This is a genomic window from Mycobacterium sp. E2497 (genome assembly GCF_001668695.1).
GTDB lineage: Bacteria > Actinomycetota > Actinomycetes > Mycobacteriales > Mycobacteriaceae > Mycobacterium.
Genome location: NZ_LZKD01000139.1, coordinates 1 through 17,706, shown reverse-complemented (window position 1 = coordinate 17,706; position 17,706 = coordinate 1). Strand labels below are relative to the sequence as shown.

16 protein-coding genes and 1 pseudogene are annotated in these 17,706 nt (G+C 69.1%); 6 read left to right on the top strand and 11 right to left on the bottom strand.

What is annotated here, in order from left to right:
• The first annotated feature begins 27 nt into the window (after window positions 1-27).
• On the top strand, window positions 28-1,443 hold the full coding sequence (sthA, locus tag A5713_RS12090; protein ID WP_068095801.1) for a Si-specific NAD(P)(+) transhydrogenase: 1,416 nt from the start codon (window positions 28-30) through the stop codon (window positions 1,441-1,443).
• On the opposite strand, the gene A5713_RS12085 is transcribed toward sthA, so the two are convergent.
• Window positions 1,440-2,279 (bottom strand): serine protease, encoded by an 840-nt coding sequence (locus A5713_RS12085; RefSeq protein WP_067917237.1) that lies wholly within the window; start codon window positions 2,277-2,279, stop codon window positions 1,440-1,442. The two genes, sthA and A5713_RS12085, sit on opposite strands and share 4 nt — an antisense overlap.
• A 195-nt stretch (window positions 2,280-2,474) precedes the next feature.
• Here A5713_RS12085 and A5713_RS12080 point away from each other — a divergent pair, with 195 nt between their 5' ends.
• Genes A5713_RS12080 through A5713_RS12070 form a run of 3 tightly spaced genes read left to right on the top strand, consistent with a single transcriptional unit; the run spans window position 2,475 to window position 5,260 of the window.
• Window positions 2,475-3,449: a proteasome assembly chaperone family protein gene (locus A5713_RS12080; protein WP_068095799.1), complete on the top strand. Its 975-nt coding sequence runs from the start codon at window positions 2,475-2,477 to the stop codon at window positions 3,447-3,449.
• 46 nt (window positions 3,450-3,495) lie between these two features.
• Window positions 3,496-4,527, top strand: coding sequence for an alpha/beta fold hydrolase (locus A5713_RS12075; protein ID WP_068095798.1), 1,032 nt, complete (start codon window positions 3,496-3,498; stop codon window positions 4,525-4,527).
• Between the two features lie 46 nt (window positions 4,528-4,573).
• Entirely contained in the window at window positions 4,574-5,260 is a 687-nt protein-coding gene (locus A5713_RS12070) for a PhzF family phenazine biosynthesis protein (protein ID WP_068095793.1), read from the top strand.
• Window positions 5,261-5,281: 21 nt separating this feature from the next.
• On the opposite strand, the gene A5713_RS12065 is transcribed toward A5713_RS12070, so the two are convergent.
• From A5713_RS12065 to A5713_RS12055, 3 genes are all read right to left on the bottom strand, one after another.
• A complete protein-coding gene (locus A5713_RS12065; RefSeq protein WP_068095792.1) occupies window positions 5,282-5,767 on the bottom strand; it encodes a peroxynitrite isomerase in 486 nt (161 codons plus the stop codon).
• Window positions 5,768-5,816: 49 nt separating this feature from the next.
• Window positions 5,817-6,281 (bottom strand): transcriptional regulator NrdR, encoded by a 465-nt coding sequence (gene nrdR, locus A5713_RS12060; protein ID WP_067917247.1) that lies wholly within the window; start codon window positions 6,279-6,281, stop codon window positions 5,817-5,819.
• 86 nt (window positions 6,282-6,367) lie between these two features.
• On the bottom strand, window positions 6,368-6,862 hold the full coding sequence (locus tag A5713_RS12055; protein ID WP_068095790.1) for a LysM peptidoglycan-binding domain-containing protein: 495 nt from the start codon (window positions 6,860-6,862) through the stop codon (window positions 6,368-6,370).
• Window positions 6,863-7,152: 290 nt separating this feature from the next.
• Here A5713_RS12055 and lexA point away from each other — a divergent pair, with 290 nt between their 5' ends.
• Window positions 7,153-7,851 (top strand): transcriptional repressor LexA, encoded by a 699-nt coding sequence (gene lexA / locus A5713_RS12050; RefSeq protein ID WP_068095788.1) that lies wholly within the window; start codon window positions 7,153-7,155, stop codon window positions 7,849-7,851.
• A 23-nt stretch (window positions 7,852-7,874) separates the two neighbouring features.
• Here lexA and A5713_RS12045 read toward each other — a convergent pair whose 3' ends face one another.
• The 7 genes from A5713_RS12045 to A5713_RS12015 all read right to left on the bottom strand — a co-directional run bounded on the left by A5713_RS12045 (window position 7,875) and on the right by A5713_RS12015 (window position 16,982).
• Entirely contained in the window at window positions 7,875-10,160 is a 2,286-nt protein-coding gene (locus tag A5713_RS12045) for a hypothetical protein (RefSeq protein WP_068095786.1), read from the bottom strand.
• Between the two features lie 593 nt (window positions 10,161-10,753).
• Window positions 10,754-11,914 carry an acyl-CoA dehydrogenase family protein gene (locus A5713_RS12040; RefSeq protein ID WP_067917254.1) on the bottom strand — a complete coding sequence of 387 codons (1,161 nt, stop codon included), beginning with the start codon at window positions 11,912-11,914 and terminating at the stop codon, window positions 10,754-10,756.
• Between the two features lie 93 nt (window positions 11,915-12,007).
• Entirely contained in the window at window positions 12,008-13,435 is a 1,428-nt protein-coding gene (gene hflX / locus A5713_RS12035) for a GTPase HflX (RefSeq protein WP_067917256.1), read from the bottom strand.
• 46 nt (window positions 13,436-13,481) lie between these two features.
• Window positions 13,482-14,354, bottom strand: coding sequence for a diaminopimelate epimerase (gene dapF / locus A5713_RS12030; protein ID WP_068095785.1), 873 nt, complete (start codon window positions 14,352-14,354; stop codon window positions 13,482-13,484).
• 4 nt (window positions 14,355-14,358) lie between these two features.
• Window positions 14,359-15,282: a tRNA (adenosine(37)-N6)-dimethylallyltransferase MiaA gene (gene miaA, locus A5713_RS12025; protein WP_068095908.1), complete on the bottom strand. Its 924-nt coding sequence runs from the start codon at window positions 15,280-15,282 to the stop codon at window positions 14,359-14,361.
• A 7-nt stretch (window positions 15,283-15,289) separates the two neighbouring features.
• The gene (locus A5713_RS12020) at window positions 15,290-15,979 is read right to left on the bottom strand and encodes a hypothetical protein (RefSeq protein ID WP_067917260.1); all 690 of its coding nucleotides are present in this window, start codon (window positions 15,977-15,979) and stop codon (window positions 15,290-15,292) included.
• 34 nt (window positions 15,980-16,013) lie between these two features.
• A complete protein-coding gene (locus tag A5713_RS12015) occupies window positions 16,014-16,982 on the bottom strand; it encodes a DMT family transporter (protein ID WP_067917262.1) in 969 nt (322 codons plus the stop codon).
• A 484-nt stretch (window positions 16,983-17,466) separates the two neighbouring features.
• On the opposite strand from A5713_RS12015, the pseudogene A5713_RS27560 reads away from it, so the two are divergent.
• Window positions 17,467-17,706: pseudogene (locus A5713_RS27560) on the top strand (DUF349 domain-containing protein); the annotation flags it as partial.

Genomic DNA, 17,706 nt, shown 5'->3' with positions numbered 1-17,706 from the left:
TGAGTTCTGCTGCTCTACTGTTTACCCATGAGTTCGGCGCAAGAGTACGACATGGTGGTCATCGGTTCGGGGCCTGGCGGCCAGAAGGCCGCCATCGCCTCGGCCAAGCTCGGCAAGTCGGTCGCGGTCGTCGAACGGGGCCAGATGCTCGGTGGCGTGTGCGTCCAGACCGGCACCATCCCGTCAAAGACGTTGCGCGAGGCCGTCCTTTACCTCACCGGGATGAGCCAGCGCGAACTGTACGGGGCGAGCTACCGCGTCAAGGAGAAGATCACCCCGGCCGACCTGCTGGCCCGCACCCAACACGTGATCGGCAAGGAAGTCGATGTGGTGCGCAACCAGCTGATGCGCAACCGCATCGACCTGTTGCTGGGACACGGCCGGTTCGTCGACCCGCACACCATCGAGGTCGAGGACCCCTCCCGCCGCGAAAAGCTCACCGTCAGCGGCAAATACATCGTCATCGCCACCGGCACCCGGCCGGCGCGGCCGTCGGGCGTCGAATTCGACGAGGACCGGGTGCTCGACTCCGACGGCATCCTCGACCTCAAGTCGCTGCCCACCTCGATGGTGGTGGTCGGCGCCGGGGTGATCGGCATCGAGTACGCCTCGATGTTCGCCGCGCTGGGCACCAAGGTCACGGTCGTGGAAAAGCAGAGCGACATGTTGGGCTTCTGTGACCCTGAAGTGGTAGAGGCGCTGAAATTCCACCTGCGTGACCTGGCGGTGACGTTCCGGTTCGGCGAGGAGGTGACCGCGGTCGACGTCGGCTCGGCGGGCACCGTCACCACCCTGGCCAGCGGCAAGCAGATCCCCGCCGAGACGGTGATGTACTCCGCCGGGCGCCAGGGACAGACCGATCACCTCGACCTGCACAACGCCGAGCTGGAGGCTGACAACCGCGGCCGGATCTTCGTCGACGACTTCTTCCAGACCAAGGTGCCGCACATCTACGCCGTCGGCGACGTGATCGGCTTCCCCGCGCTCGCCGCCACCTCGATGGAACAGGGCCGGCTGGCCGCCTACCACGCCTTCGGGGAGCCCACCGAGGGCATCACCGAGCTGCAGCCGATCGGCATCTACTCCATCCCGGAGGTGTCCTACGTCGGCGCCACCGAGGTCGAGCTGACGAAGAACGCGATCCCCTACGAGGTCGGGGTGGCCCGGTACCGGGAACTGGCCCGCGGCCAGATCGCCGGCGACTCCTACGGCATGCTCAAGCTGCTGGTGTCCACCGACGATCTCAAGCTGCTGGGCGTCCACATCTTCGGCACCAGCGCCACCGAGATGGTGCACATCGGACAGGCCGTCATGGGCTGCGGCGGCACCGTCGAATATTTGGTGGACGCCGTGTTCAACTACCCGACCTTCTCCGAGGCCTACAAGGTGGCGGCGCTCGACGTGATGAACAAGGTGCGAGCGCTCAACCAGTTCCGCCACTAACAGCTGTCGTCGAGTTCGCCCGGAACCGGGTCGCCGGGCCCGCCGGCGTCGGCGCGGGCCAGCAGCTGCGCGGTCTGCGCGTCGAACGGTGCCGAATACGAGACGTTTGCGGCACATCCGCCGCGCTCAAAACCACCGATCACCCCGGTCAGCGTCGTACCGCTCACCCAGGGGGCACCGCTGGTGCCGTCCACCAGCCCCTCGCACGGAAACGAGGGAAACCCGCCGTCGGTCAACGACGTGCTGGCCTGGCACCCGATGGGGTTGCCGCCCACGCCGGCCGGATAGCCCATCACGGTGATGTGACTACCGGGTGGCGGCGTCGTGCCCAGCGTGAGCGCCAGGCCGGCGCGTGATTCGACCGAGCCCCCGGCGTCATTGCTCATCCGCGCGATCGCGTAGTCGGCGTTGGGATCCTTGCTGGCGGTCCAGCGGGGGTCGAGGTAGACGGCGTCGGCCTTCCACACATCGGTCGGGGCCGGGGGCGCGTCGCCGGTGAAACCCGGCACGAAGGTGATCTTGGACGCCCCGGCCAGGCAGTGCGCCGCCGTGATCATCAGGTTGCCGCCCGCCGAATGCACCACCGAGCCCGTGCACACGTGCAGGGGGCCACCGTCGATGAAGATGGCGCCGACGCGTTTGTCCGGCTCCACCGGGCCGGCCACCGCCTTTTGCTGGGGTTGAGCGAGCCGTTGCGCCGGCGCACTGCTCCGCGGAGGGGCTGCCGGCGGCGCCGACGCACGATCGCCCGGTGGCCGCTTGCACGACGTCAGTGACGTTGCCACGGCGACCACCAGGCACAGCATCACGGTCGGTACGCGCATCGTTTTCATCATGCCTGACGCCTGCCTGACGAGCAGACTCCAACGCGTCGCGTCCCTCCTCGCTTCCCGGCAAGGGGCATCGGCCACCCCCACGATGTTCTCTTCTGGATTAAACGCGAACTTCACACCGCTGTTTGATATTGGCGCACCCCGATTCGGGGGACACTTGTAGGGCACGGAGCAACCCCCGAGAGGAGGCGATCGGTGATGGCTCACGGTCAGGACCCGCAGGAGCCGCACTACCAGCCGGGACAGGCCGGGATGTACGAGCTCGAGCTGCCGGCGCCGCAGTTGTCGACGTCGGACGGCCGAGGCCCGGTGCTGGTGCATGCGCTGGAGGGCTTCTCGGACGCCGGTCACGCGATCCGGCTCGCCTCGTCGCATCTGAAGGCGGCCCTGGACCCCGAGCTGGTCGCGTCCTTCGCCATCGACGAATTGCTCGATTACCGGTCGCGGCGGCCCCTGATGACCTTCAAGACGGATCACTTCACGAGCTATGAAGAACCCGAACTGAGCTTGTACGCGTTGCGCGACACCATCGGGACCCCGTTCCTGCTGCTGGCCGGCATGGAACCAGACCTGAAGTGGGAGCGCTTCATCACCGCGGTCCGCCTGCTGGCCGAGCGCCTGGGCGTGCGTCAGACGATCGGCCTGGGCACCGTGCCGATGGCGGTTCCGCACACGCGGCCCATCACGATGACGGCGCACTCCAACAACCCCGAGCTGATCGCCGAGTTCACCCCGTGGATCTCCGAGATCCAGGTCCCGGCCAGCGCGTCCAACCTGCTGGAGTACCGGATGGCCCAACACGGGCACGAGGTCATCGGTTACACCGTGCACGTGCCGCACTACCTGACGCAGACCGACTACCCGGCCGCCGCCGAGGCGTTGCTCGCGCAGGTGGCCAAGATCGCGTCGCTCGAGCTGCCGCTGACGGCGTTGACCGAAGCGGCCGCGGTCATCCGGGCCAAGATCGACGAGCAGGTCGAGGCGAGCGCGGAGGTTGCTCAAGTGGTGACCGCGCTCGAGCGCCAGTACGATGCCTTCATCGACGCTCAGGAGAACAGGTCGTTACTAACGAGGGACGAGGACCTGCCTAGCGGAGACGAGCTTGGCGCAGAGTTCGAGCGATTCCTCGCCCAGCAGGCGGAGAAGAAGCGCGACGACGACGACCAGCCCTGACCTTTCCACCCGGCCCTCATCCCGGCCCGACACCAAGGTTGGCGACATGACCGAGCGGAAGCGCAAGAACACTCTGCGCCCGGTGCGTGAGGTCGCCGCCCCCCGGCTGGAGTTCCGCACCATCCACGGCTATAAGCGGGCCTACCGCATCGCCGGTGACGGGCCGGCGATCCTGCTGGTCCACGGCATCGGCGACAACTCCACCACGTGGAATACCGTGCAGGCCAAGCTCGCCCAGCGGTTCACCGTTATCGCCCCCGACCTGTTGGGCCACGGCCGATCCGACAAACCGCGCGCCGACTACTCGGTCGCCGCCTACGCCAACGGGATGCGCGACCTGCTCAGCGTGCTCGACATCGAGCGGGTGACCATCGTGGGCCATTCGCTGGGCGGCGGTGTCGCCATGCAATTCGCCTACCAGTTCCCGCATTTGGTGGAGCGGCTGATCCTGGTCGGCGCCGGGGGCGTCACCAAGGACGTGAACTTCGTGCTGCGGTGGGCCTCGTTGCCGATGGGCAGTGAGGCCCTCGCGTTGTTGCGCCTGCCGATGGTGCTGCCGGCCGTCCAGATCCTCGGGCGGGTGCTGGGCACGATGCTGGGCAGTACGGGACTGGGCCGCGACCTGCCCAACATGTTGCGGATCCTCGACGATCTGCCGGAGCCGACGGCCTCGGCGGCATTCAGCCGGACGCTGCGTGCGGTGGTGGACTGGCGCGGACAGATCGTCACGATGCTGGACCGCTGTTACTTGACCGAGGCCATCCCGGTCCAGATCGTCTGGGGCGCCAAGGACTCCGTCGTCCCGGTAGGGCATGCGCAGATGGCCCACGCCGCCATGCCCGGCTCCCGGCTGGAAATCTTCGAAGAGTCCGGCCACTTTCCGTTCCACGACGACCCGGCCCGCTTCATCGACGTGGTCGAACGCTTCATCGACAGCACCGCGCCCGCCGAATACGATCAGGCCGCCCTGCGCGCGTTACTTCGCAGCGGCGGCGGCGAGAAGGCCGTCAGCGGCCCAGCGCCCACCCGCGTCGCCGTGCTGAACGCCATGGACTCCGACGAACGCAGCGCCACCTGAACCACCTTGATCGGTGCGGCCGCGCGCGGGGTCGTACAGTCGGGCCATGGGTATCGACGTCACCGTGTTGCGGGTGTTCACCGATCCGGACGGCAATTACGGCAATCCGCTGGGCGTCGTGGATGCCGGCCAGGTCGAACCCGCGGACCGGCAACGGCTGGCGACGCAATTGGGCTACAGCGAAACGGTTTTCGTCGATCTTCCCGCTGCCGGGTCAACCACCGCGCACGCCAGCATTTACACCCCGATGATCCAGATCGCGTTCGCGGGGCACCCCACCGTCGGCGCGGCGTGGTGGTTGCGGGAGAACGGCACGCCGATCAACACGCTGCAGGTGTCGGCGGGCCTGGTGCAGGTGAGTTACACCGCCGACCGGACCGGAATCAGCGCCCGCTCGGAGTGGGCGCCCGAGGTCGCCCTCCACGAATTCGGTTCGCCGGACGAACTTCTCGCCGCCGACCCGGGGGATTTTGCCGACGACACGGCGCACTACCTGTGGGCCTGGACGGACCGGGCCGGCGGTTCGCTGCGCGCCCGCGTGTTCGCCGCCAATCTCGGCGTGCGGGAAGACGAGGCGACGGGTTCGGCGGCGATGCGCATCACCGATTACCTCAGCCGCGACCTCCACATCACCCAGGGCAAGGGATCGATCATCGACACGACGTGGAACGCCGAGGGCTGGGTGGGGGTGGCCGGCCGCGTCGTCAATGACGGTGTCCGGCATCTGAACTGACCCCCCGGCCGGGTTGCGCGCTCAGCGCTGCCGGCGCAGCACCGCGGCGAGGTGGTGCTGCAGGGGTTGCGCGACCGCACCCATCCGCACCGAGTACGACAGCTCGTCACCGTCGACGCGGAAGGACCGGCCCAGCGAGGTGACCTCCTTGGCGGTCGGGGTGAGCCCGACGTCCGTTGTGGAGAGCTCGATTTCGATCAGCGTGCCGGTGACCGAGTAAGTGCCCACCTCGATCTCGGTGATGCCGCTCGGATGGGCCAGCACCAGTTCGACGTGACCGGGCTGCGGCACGCGAAGGTATCCGGTCTCGGCGTGCAACGGCTTGCCGTCGGACGCCGCCCTGGTCTTTTGCGCGTACGCCAGAAACGGCTTGCCGACGTGCGTGAAGACCACTTCTTCGAGGTAGTCGAAGGGCTGGATCGTCGGGTACTCACCCGACCCCCGGCCGGCCCAGGTTCCCAGGAGTGGCGCCAGGGCCTCGAGATCGGGATGCAAGTCCACGGGCATGAAACCGAGCCTAGCCCGGTGACGATCCGGGCCGGCACGGCCGGGAGGGTCAGCTCGGCGTGGTGACCTGGCGGTGTTCGCGCAGCGCCTGGATCTCGCGTTCGAAATCCTCCGCGGACTCAAAGGACCGGTACACCGACGCGAACCGCAGGTAGGCCACTTCGTCCAGGTCGCGCAGCGGGCCGAGGATGGCCAGGCCGACCTCGTGACTGGGGACCTCCGGCGAGCCCGCGGCGCGCACGGTGTCCTCGACCTGCTGGGCCAGCAGGTTCAGCGCATCATCGTCGACCTGTCGGCCCTGGCAGGCCCGGCGGACCCCGCTGATGACTTTTTCTCTGCTGAAGGGTTCGGTGACGCCGCTGCGTTTGACCACGGCCAGGACCGCGGTCTCCACGGTGGTGAAACGCCGTCCGCACTCGGGGCACGAGCGGCGGCGCCGGATGGCCTGCCCCTCATCGGTTTCCCTCGAGTCGATCACCCGGGAATCGGGATGACGACAGAAGGGGCAATGCATGAACGCTCCTTCGCCGTGCCGACAACCAGGTACCGCAGCACTTCGAGCGTACCCGTGCGCCGACCTGCGCGGGCGGAGCCCAGGCGTCAACCGATGGGGGCGATCAGGGTCTGGCCGGCGACCACATTCGGCGAGTTCATGTCGTTGAGTTCACGGATGCGGTCGGCCACCTGCCGGGCGGGGGCGTCGGGAGCCACCCGGTGGGCGACGTCTTGCAGCGACTCCCCCGCCTCGACGCGCACGACGGCCAAGCGGTCCGGTACGTGCGCGGCCGAATTCCCGGAGTCGCCGTTGAGCACCTGGCCGACGTTCCCGACCAGGCCCAGCCACAGAGTGATCGCACCGGCGGCCAGCGCCAGCCAGATGGTGGTCGCCACCGTGACGGGCCGCCTGCGATGAGGCGCGCCCGACATCGCGACGCCGGTGCCGCGGTAGCGAGTGGGCGCGCCGGCCGGCCGCGCCGGACCGGGGCGGCGCGAGCGATCCAGCCCGTCCCGACCGTAACGAAGACCCGGGACCGGTCCGTTGACCGGACGCCGGGGGCTGCTGGTCCGCGGCGCCAGCGTGTGGATGGTTGTCATCTGCGTTCCTCCGGTCAACTTAATTCGCTCAGCTGTTCGACTGTATCGCTCGTGTGTTCGAAATCCGAACATGTGAGCGAAGCGTGTCGCACGAGTCGAACGCTAGACCGCGCCACCGACAAGTCCGTGGTCGCTAGAGCTGACATGCGGCTGAAATACCCGATCCGCCGAAGAGTTACACCTTTGTGATTTAGGACTTCGGCGCGGTTTTCCACCCTCGAGGCATCGGCACGACACGCCAGTCGAACACATGTTTGATTCTTGGGCGCGGTGGGGTTACATTCAGTGCCATGAGCGACAGCAACGACACCTCATCGGCCGGGGCGGACGGCCGGCTGCACGCGGTCGATTCATCGCTGACCGAACGGCAACGCACCATCTTGAACGTCATTCGCGCGTCGGTCACCAGCCGTGGCTACCCGCCGAGCATCCGGGAGATCGGTGACGCCGTCGGCCTGACGTCGACGTCGTCGGTGGCGCATCAGCTGCGCACGCTGGAACGCAAGGGGTATTTGCGCCGCGACCCGAACCGCCCCCGCGCGGTCGACGTCCGCGGCGCCGATGACGACGTGGCGGCGCCGGCCACCGAAGTCGCCGGCTCGGACGCGCTGCCGGAGCCGACCTTCGTCCCGGTCCTCGGGCGCATCGCGGCCGGTGGCCCCATCCTCGCCGAGGAAGCCGTCGAGGACGTGTTTCCGCTGCCGCGCGAGCTGGTGGGCGAGGGCACGCTGTTCCTGCTCAAGGTCGTCGGCGACTCGATGATCGAGGCCGCGATCTGCGACGGCGACTGGGTGGTCGTGCGGCAGCAGAACGTCGCCGACAACGGCGACATCGTCGCCGCCATGCTCGACGGGGAAGCCACCGTGAAGACGTTCAAGCGCGCGGGTGGTCAGGTATGGCTGATGCCGCACAACCCGGCGTTCGATCCCATACCCGGTAACGACGCGACCGTGCTGGGCAAGGTCGTCACGGTGATCCGCAAGGTCTAGCCCCGTACCGGGTGTCGGCAGGCTCAGTCCGCCTTGACGAACCCGTTGGCCTGCGCCACTTCTTCGCTGGCCAGCCAGATTTCGGCGAGCGTGTCGTGGTAGAGCTCGCTGCCGGGCGTGTAGTACAGCCCGAAGCGGGCGCTCGCCTTGATCGGGTATCCGTCGGGCGCCTGGTAGGGGTCGTCGAGCGGTAGGTGGATGGTCGGGCGCCCGCCCGGGCCGAGCGCCACACCGCTGTCGTCGTCGTCGACGGCCGCGTGCCGCCCGCCGCGCTGCTCGGACGCCCCGACGGCCGCCGCCTCGGGCGCGACGGTTTCCGGGGCGGCTACCTCGGCCTCGGACACGTCCGCCGGGACTCGGGGCACCGCGACGTCAGGATGCTCGGCCTCGGACTCGGGAGCGGGCTCGGGGGCGGGAGCACCGCCCTCGAAGCCGGCGTCGGGAGGCGTGTGGGGAACGGCGACATCGAGGTATTCGGCCTCCACGTAGTCGCCGTCGGCGTGGTCGGCTTCGGGGTAGGCGGACCCGTGCTCGTCGTCGACGTACCCGCCTTCGGCGTAATCCGCGTCGGCGTAATCGGATTCGGCGTACTCGGGTTCACCGTATCCGGGTTCGGCGTACTCGGATTCGGGGTGACCGGCCTCGCCTTCGGGGTAACCGGCCTCGCCTTCGGGGTAATCGGCCCCGGATTCGGGGTAACCGACTTCGCCCTCGGGGTAACCGGCCTCCGACAGGGCCGCCGGCGAGACGGCGGAGAAGGAGTCGGTGTCGACCGCGTCGGGGTCCTCCTGCTCGAGCCCGAAAGGACCCTCGTCCGCGCCACCCCGGCGCCAGCTAACCCGCCCGGCCGCCTCAGCATCGGGGGCTGCGGGCTCGTGGGCGAAGTGCTCGGTGGTCGCGTCCTCGTGTCCCCACTGCTGATCACCGACGGCGTCGTAGCCGACATCGAGGTCGCGGTCGGGCTCGTAGCCGGCGTCGTCACCGGCCCGACGCCGGCGCCAGCGGAAGGCCACCAGCCCCGCCAACACGATCAGCACCAGCACCGGGATGACGGCCAGCAGCCACCACGACTGCCAGGTGAACTTCTTGGGGTGCGTGGGCATCGCCGAGCTGCTCGGCTGGTTCTGGCCCGACACCTGCAGGCCGGACAGCAACGGCGCCAGGTTGGCCGGATCCGTGCTGAACGTGTTCTTCGCCCGGTTCCACGAGATCTTGCCGCCGGCGAACTGTTGGGAGACGACGTCGCCGTCGACGGCCTGGTCGCCGACCGGCGCCCCCAGCTTGCCGGTCGGTCCGCGGAGCTTGTCCCACGCGGCCTTCATGGCCCCGCGGACCACGAAGGCGCCGTGCTCCGAGGTCCAGAAGATCACCGGCTTGTCGGCTCCGGAGAAGGTGACCATGCGGCTGGACGGAATGCCACCGTCGGACTCATTGGCGGTGGGGAAACCCAGGTCGCTGCCCGCCGGTCCGCCGAGCGACTCGTACTTGGCCAGGATGTTGGTTTCCACGGCGTTCGCGCCGGTGGCGGGGCTGAAGTACACCTTCCCGTTGGCGAAGTCCTGGACGATGCCGTCGCCGCCGATCGGATACTGCGCGCCCTTCTTGACCCCCAAGGCCCCGTTGGGGCCGCCGGCCGCGCGCCATGCCATGTTGATGGCCGCGGTGGGATCGATCGCCACCTGCAGGCCCTTCAACTGGTCGGCCAGGGCCGGCGGCTCGGTGCTGAACTGCTTCGTCTGCCTGTTCCATGACACCTGACCGCCGCTGAATTTCTGGGCGGACACCTCGCCGTTGTACGTTTCGTCGCCGACCGGGACTCCGAGCACGCCGCCCGAACTGCCCAGCTTGTCCCAGGCGGCGTTGATCGCGCCGCGTACCACGAATGCGCCGTGGTCGGGCGTCCAGAAGATCACCGGCTTGTCGCTGGCCGAGAAGGTGACCACGCGGCTGTCGGGGCCGGCGAGGCCGGGTACTTCGTTGATGGCCGGGAAGCCCAGATCGCTGCCGGCGGGGCCGCCCAGCATCTCGTATTTGTCCAGGATGGGCCCGTAGGCGAATTTCGCGCCGGTCGCCGGGGTGAAGAACATCTTGCCGCCGTCGAAGTCCAGCGCGAAGCCATCGCCAGCGGGATAGACATCGCCCTTCCGGGCGCCCAACGGTGATGAGTCGCCGCCGGCCTTCTCCCAGGCCGCCATCATGGCCGCCTCGGCGTCGCCGATGGGCGACGCCGCCGCCGGTGGCGCCAGCAAGGCAGCGGCCATTGCTGCAGCGGCCAAGCTGACCAGCGCGCTCCCGACCAGCCTGCGCATGTGACCTCTCTGCCCGTTCACCAAGCCTCCCAGCCGACGGCTATTCCCCTATCAGCGGCTGCGCCCGTTCCGCACAGCCGGCGAGCGGGCCGCAGTTCGACCGCGGAGAAACGACCCCGTTCCGAACCGCATTTGCGCCGGGCTCGCATAACTTTGCTCCAGCCAACGAAAAATGCGAAGTCAGATCACGAATATTACAAAAACGGATACCACGCCGATGTCGAAATGATGCCGAGCCACGCTCAAATCGCGACCGGATCCCCCGTCGCTCACGCGACGTTGGGCTAATCGCGCCGAATCCCGAACCCGACGATCGCCTGCGCAATGGGGCACGCCCGCCGCGGCACGCAGCGATTCGGCGCTCGAAGGACTTGCCGAACTTGACCAGGTCCTCGGCGCCGTCATGTTTTTCGGCGTGGCGATGCGTCATTGCCCGGGCGGCATACCCAAAACACATGTGCCGACGGTACGTGAAACTATTAACTCTTCAACGATCCACCCGAAAAACGGCCGCGCGGCGAGCGCCGATCGGGTTTGCCGCCGAAGCGCCGAATTGCCCGGTCCGGCGGCATTTCCAGCCGACGATGCTAGGGCTAGACCCCCAGGCTGCGGCCGATGATCTCTTTCATGATCTCGGTCGTTCCGCCGTAGATCGTCTGCACCCTGGCGTCGAGATAGGCACGGGCAACGGGATATTCGCGCATGTAGCCATAACCGCCGTGCAGTTGCAGGCAACGGTCGATCAGGTGCACCTGCTTTTCCGTGGAGTACCACTTGGCCATCGCCGCTTGTTCCGCGGTCAGCTTCTTGTCCAGGTGCAGCCGGATGAACTCGTCGACCATCATGCGCACCACGGTCGCCTCGGTCGCCAGCTCGGCAAGCACGAAGCGGCTGTTCTGGAAGCTGCCGATCGGCTTGTTAAATGCCTTGCGCTCCTTGGTGTATTGCAACGTGTGTTCGAGCACGTGCTCCATCGCCGCGGCGGCCATGATAGCGATCGAGATGCGTTCCTGCGGCAGGTTCTGCATCAGGTAGATGAACCCCATGCCCTCCTGCCCCAGCAGGTTTTCGGCGGGCACCTTCACATCGGTGAACGACAACTCGGCGGTGTCCTGCGCGTCCAGCCCGATCTTGTCCAGGTGGCGGCCGCGTTCGAAGCCCTCCATGCCGCGTTCGACGACGAGCAGCGAAAAGCCCTGCGCCCCTTTGTCCGGATCGGTCTGGGCGACCACGATCACCAGGTCGGCGTTGATTCCGTTGGTGATGAACGTCTTTGCGCCGTTGAGCACGTAGTGGTCGCCCTGCTTGACCGCGCGGGTCTTGATGCCCTGCAAGTCGCTACCGGTTCCCGGCTCGGTCATCGCGATCGCGGTGATGATCTCGCCGGTGCAGAACTTGGGCAGCCAGCGCTGCTTCTGCTCCTCGGTGGCCAACGCGAGCAGGTACGGCGCCACGATGTCGTTGTGCAGGCCGAAGCCGATGCCGCTGTAGCGGCCGGCGGTGGTCTCCTCGGTGATGATCGTGTTGTACCGGAAGTCGGGGTTGCCTCCGCCGCCGTATTCCTCCGGCACCGCCATGCCCAAAAAGCCCTGCTTACCGGCCTCGAGCCAGACGCCGCGGTCGACGATCTTGGCCTTCTCCCATTCGTCGTGGTGCGGCGCGACATGGCGATCCAGGAACGCACGGTAGGACTCACGGAACAGGTCGTGCTCCGGCTCGAAAAGAGTGCGCTGGTACTTGACGGCACTGCCCATGTGAATGACCTCCGGCGACGGGGAACTCTGTCGCCCAACATATACCAACCAGACGGTTGGTCGGCAGTCGGCGGGGTCGGCCCGCCGGGCAGATCAGTGGGCCGAGAACTCTTGCAGCCGGCCGGCCAGCGCCACCGGCACCCGGGCCTTGATCCGGGTGCCGTCGGGGTTGTGCTCCTCCTGCTGCACCCGCCCGTCGGCGTGCAGCCGGGCGACCAGGTCGCCGCGGTGATAGGGGATCACCACGTCCACGGCGGTGTCGGCGGGCACGGCCATCTCGCCCATCCGGTGCCGCAGGGCGTCGATGCCCTCGCCCGTGCGGGCCGAGACGAACATCGCGCCGGGCAGCGCGTGCCGGAGCTTGGCCAGCATCAGGCCGCTCGCGGCGTCGACCTTGTTCACCACCAGCAGCTCGGGCGGCGGGTCACCATGATGATCGGCGATCACTTCGGAGATCACCTCCCGCACCGCGTTGATCTGGGCCAGGGGGTTGACGTCGGAGCCGTCGACCACATGCAGCAACAGGTCGGCGTCGACGACCTCCTCCAGCGTGGAGCGGAAAGCCTCGACCAGTTGGGTGGGCAGGTGCCGGACGAACCCGACGGTGTCGGTGAGCACCAGCGGGCGACCGTCTTCGAACTCGGCGCGGCGAGTGGTGGGCTCCAGGGTGGCGAACAACGCGTCCTGCACCAGAACCCCCGCTCCGGTCAGCGCGTTGAGCAGGCTCGACTTGCCGGCGTTGGTGTAGCCGACGATGGCGACCGACGGCGTATCGCTGGCCAGCCGGCGGCTGCGCTGGGTGTCGCGGACCTGCTTCATGTCCTTGATCTCCCTGCGCAGCTTGGCCATGCGTTCGCGAATGCGGCGGCGGTCGGTCTCGATCTTGGTCTCACCGGGACCGCGCAGGCCCACGCCTCCCCCGCTGCCGCCGGCACGGCCACCGGCCTGCCGGGACATCGACTCACCCCAGCCGCGCAGCCGCGGCAGCATGTACTCCATCTGGGCCAGCGATACCTGCGCCTTGCCCTCCCGGCTGGTGGCGTGCTGGGCGAAGATGTCCAGGATCAGGGCGGTGCGATCGATGACCTTGACCTTCACCGCCTTTTCCAGCGCGGTGAGCTGCGCCGGCGACAGTTCACCGTCGCAGATCACGGTGTCGGCGCCGGTCGCCAGCACCACTTCGCGTAGCTCCTGGGCCTTCCCCGAGCCGATGTAGGTGGACGGGTCGGGCTTGTCGCGGCGCTGGATGAGCCCTTCGAGCACCTGGGAGCCGGCGGTCTCGGCCAGGGCGGCGAGCTCGGCCATGCTGGCCTCGCTGTCGGCGGCGGTGCCGTCGGTCCACACACCGACCAGCACGACGCGTTCCAGCCGCAGCTGGCGGTACTCGACTTCGGAGACGTCGGTGAGTTCGGTGGACAGACCGGCAACGCGGCGCAGCGCCGACCGTTCTTCCAGCGCGAGCTCGCCGGTGCTTGGCTCCGCGACTGCGGGCGCGTGATTTTGGAATTCAGGTTGTGTCATAGGCAATACAAGATGATGCACGGCGAATCGGCGTCGTGCACTCTAATTAACGCTCCTGCGCGTCCCACCATTCCTCGCCGACCTCCCCGTGTGCCACCAGTACCGACGGCCCCCTCAGGTAGCTGGTGGCGTCGGTGATGGTGACGACGACGTCACCGCCCGGCACCCGCACGGTCAGCGTGCCGGTGGCCGCACCGGCGGCGGCCAGCGCGGCGACGGTGGCCGCGACCGTGCCGGTGCCGCACGAGCGCGTCTCGCCCACACCGCGCTCGTGCACGCGCATCCGCACCGCGCCGTCAACCGGTGAGGTGAGGACTTCGACGTTGACCCCGTCCGGGAATTGGGCGTGGTCGAAGCTGACCGGCGCGGCCACGTCCAGCCGCGCCAGCCCCTCGGCGGTCAGGCCGGGATCCACGCACGCCAGGTGCGGGTTGCCCACGTCGACCGCCAGGCCGGAGAACCGGCGGCCGCCGACGACCGCGCTTCCGGGACCGAGCGTGTTGGCCTTGCCCATGTCGACGCTGATGTCGGCACGGGTGGCGTCGGCGCGGTGCACGGTGATCGGCCGCGGGCCGGCCGGCGACCCGACCACGAACTCGTCGCGGGCCTCGAGCCCGCTGGCGCGCAGGTAGTGCGCGAACACCCGGACGCCGTTGCCGCACATCTGGGCGAGCGAGCCGTCGGCGTTGCGGTAGTCCATGTACCAGTCGGCCGGGGCCACGCCGTCGGGCAGCCGGTCGAGCACGCCGGCCGCCAGCGCGGCGCCGGCGGTGGTGACGCGCAGTACCCCGTCGGCGCCCAGCCCGCGCCGCCGGTCACACAAGGCGGCCACCCGGGCCGCGGTCAGGTCGAGCGCGGCCTGCGCGTCCGGGAGCAGCACGAAGTCGTTCTCGGTGCCGTGGCCCTTCGCGAATTGCACCTGCTCAGGATACGTGGCGCCAGGCTTGCAGGGCTTCGTCGACGAGCCGGGCGCTGTCACCAGCATCCAGCCAGCGGACCCGATGGTCGCGGCGGAACCACGACCGCTGGCGCCGCACGTAGCGTCGGGTGCCCACGTACGTCTGCTCCCGCGCGTCGCGCAGCCGCTCGGCGCCGCCCCCGGCGTCGAGCGCCTCGATCACCTGCGCATAGCCCAGGGCGCGCGACGCGGTGACCCCGTCGCGAAGTCCCTTGTCGAGCAGCGCGGCCACCTCGTCGACCAGCCCCTGGTCGAACATGGCGTCGGTGCGGCGGGCCAACCGCTCGTCGAGAGTCGTTGTCTGGCAATCGAGTCCGACGATGGCGGCGTCCCACCTCGGCGCGCCGATGCGCGGCGCGGACGCGGCGAACGGCCGTCCGGTCAGCTCGACCACCTCGAGCGCCCGCACCGTTCGTCGCGCGTCGGTCGGCAAGATGGCCGCGGCCGCGGCGGGGTCGCGCCGGGCCAGCTCGGCATGCAGGTCGCCGACCCCGACCTCCGCCAGCCGCCGTTCCCAGCGCGCCCGCACGGCCGCATCGGTGGCCGGGAACGACCAGTCGTCGAGTAGGGACTGGATGTAGAGCATGGAGCCGCCCACGATGATGGGCACGGCGCCGCGGGCCGCGATCGCCTCGACGTCCGCGGCCGCGGCGGCCTGGTAGCGGGCGACGGTCGCGGTCTCGGTGACGTCCAGGACGTCGAGCTGGTGATGCGGGATCCCGCGGCGTTGGCCGACGGGCAGCTTGGCGGTGCCGATGTCCATTCCGCGATACAGCTGCATCGCGTCGGCGTTGACGATCTCGGCGCCGCCCTCGAGCCGTTCCGCGATGTCGAGCGCCAGCTGCGACTTGCCCGTTCCGGTGGGGCCGATTATCGCCAGCGGTCGCACGGCCACCTCAGAGCTGCCAGGCACCGGCGAAGTAGCCCACGCCGTAGGGCGCACCTCGGTACAGCTCCTTGGTCGTCCGCGGTCCCGGTGCGGCCAGGCCGGCCAGCACCTGAAAGGCGACCCGGCCCAGGATCTGGCGCGGCAACCGGCCCAGGGCGGCGACGTCGCCCGTGGCCAGCGCGTCGTCGAGGGCCCGCTGCGCGTCGGCGTTGCCGGGGTCGTACCCGCCGGGGGCGGCCGGGGTGAGGGTGTTCGCGCCGTCGGCCACCACCAGCACCCCGATCGGCGTGGGGGACGCGTCGATCTCGGCGCGCAACCGCCGTCCGCGGTCCAGCGCGGCCTCGGCGTCGTGGTCGGCGGAATAGACCCGTGCTTGCGCGGTGGCGTCGGGGCGGACCTGGCCGCGGAGCCAGGCGGCCAGCAACACGCACACGGGCAGCTCGGCGGGGGACTCGTCGTCGGCCCGCGGGGACAGCCGGACCCGGAGGTCCACGCCGAAACCCGCGAGGGTGCCGGCCGTGTCGGGCCCGAACGCCTCGTCACGCCCCGCGGTCCCGATGATGGTCCAGTCCACGGGCAGCAGCGCGGCCGTCGCCAGCACCGCGGCCGCCACGTCGGTCACCTCCGCGGCGGCGGCCCCGGCGAGCTCGGGCACGAGCAACGGCGCCGACGGAACGATCGCAATGCCGCTGAGCACGCCACCAAACTAACGTTTCACCGGCGCGGCGTGTTCAGGCCTCGGCTCTCGCCACCATGACGGGACCGCTGCACGGGTCCGACGCGCCGTCGCCGGACGACCACGCGTCCGCCGTGACGTCTCCGGTGTCACGGCCGACCTGCGCGACCATGGTGGCGGCCTCGCCGCGGGCCAGCGCGATCGTCGCCACGATCACCACAGCCACCGCCGCGAGCAGCACGAAGGCCTTGGGTCCCGCGGCGTTCAGCGTTTCACCGAGCACGAAGATGCCGAGCAGGCCGGCCACCACGGGCTTGGCCACGGTCATCGTCGGCATTGAGGCCGTCAGCGCGCCGGCGCGGAACGCCGACTGCTGGAAGATCATCCCGGTCAGCGCCAGCAGCAACCAGGGCACGAATTCGGGTGCGCTCAACACGGCCAGCGGGCCGGCTTCGCCCACCTCGACGATGCCCTTGGTCAGCACCGCGAACAGGGCCAAAGCGGAGCCCGCCACCACCGCGAGCAGTGCGGCCGCCATCGGGCTGCCCGACCAGATCCGCGCGGCCACCACGCACGCCACCAGCAGCGGCACCATCACCGCGGCCACGATGGCCCACGTGCCGACCGCCGCGCGCTGATCGCCGGAGGCCGGGTCGCCGACGATGATGACCACCGCCAGGGCGCTCGCCAGTATCACCGCCCAGGTCCACTCCCAGCGGGTCACCCGCCGCTTGGTCAGCCGCGCATAGATCGGCAGCGCGAACAACAACGCGGTCACCTGCAACGCGGTCACCAGCACGACCGAGCCCCAGGCCAGGGCCGCGGCCTGCAGGCTGTAATTGACGATCGCCGCCACGCCCCCCAACCACCACCGGGTGTCCCGCAGCGACATGCGGAACAACTCGAGATGGCCGACGTCTTTGTCCGTGATCTCCTGCGCCGAGCGCTGGCGGATCACATCGCCGACCGCGGACGCCAGCGCCGCGCACAATGCGATCAACGCCGCGACATCAACCTTCGACATAGCGACCCCTCACCTCAAAAGTGCCCCGACCAGCTTTCCCTGGGGCAAGGGCAAATACACCCAAAATTTGCATTCAATTCAGCAACAACCGTATGACGTCGCCCACGCCGCCGGCGTTCAGCGAAACACCCTCTGTTGATACTTCACCAACCTATGGAGGCGCTGTGGGTCACGCTGCGATCGGGTAACGACGGCCGCGGCGCACCCCGCCGACGCCAACGCCGGCAAAGCGGCGACGTCCGTCTTGGGCATGGTTTCTGCGTCCGAGCGGGGGTAGGACAGGTGTGATATCCGATGCGCCCACGCCGATGCGTCCCAAGCGGCAAGATCACTGGTGGCGGCGCACGGGCCGCCAAGCTGCTTGAATACTGTTGAGCAGCTGTTGGGAGGGCCGCGACGGCCAGCCCACGGGTGCAGCAGACGGTGCCGCTACGCGCGGCAGGTGCGCGGGACAACGACCGCGCGAAGGGTAGGTGACGAGCGCATGACGGCTGACGAACCCCACGGCGCAGAGCCGGCCGGGCCGGCGCCCCGACCCGTTCCGGGTCCGGTGCCACGCCCGGGACCACGTCCCGGCCCCCGGCCGCCGGGCCCGGGGCCGCGGCCCGCCGCCCACCCGGTGCCGGCGCCGCCCACCAGCGATCCGCATCGGTTCGGTCGCGTCGACGACGACGGCACGGTGTGGCTGATCACCGCCGACGGCGAACGCGTCGTCGGCTTCTGG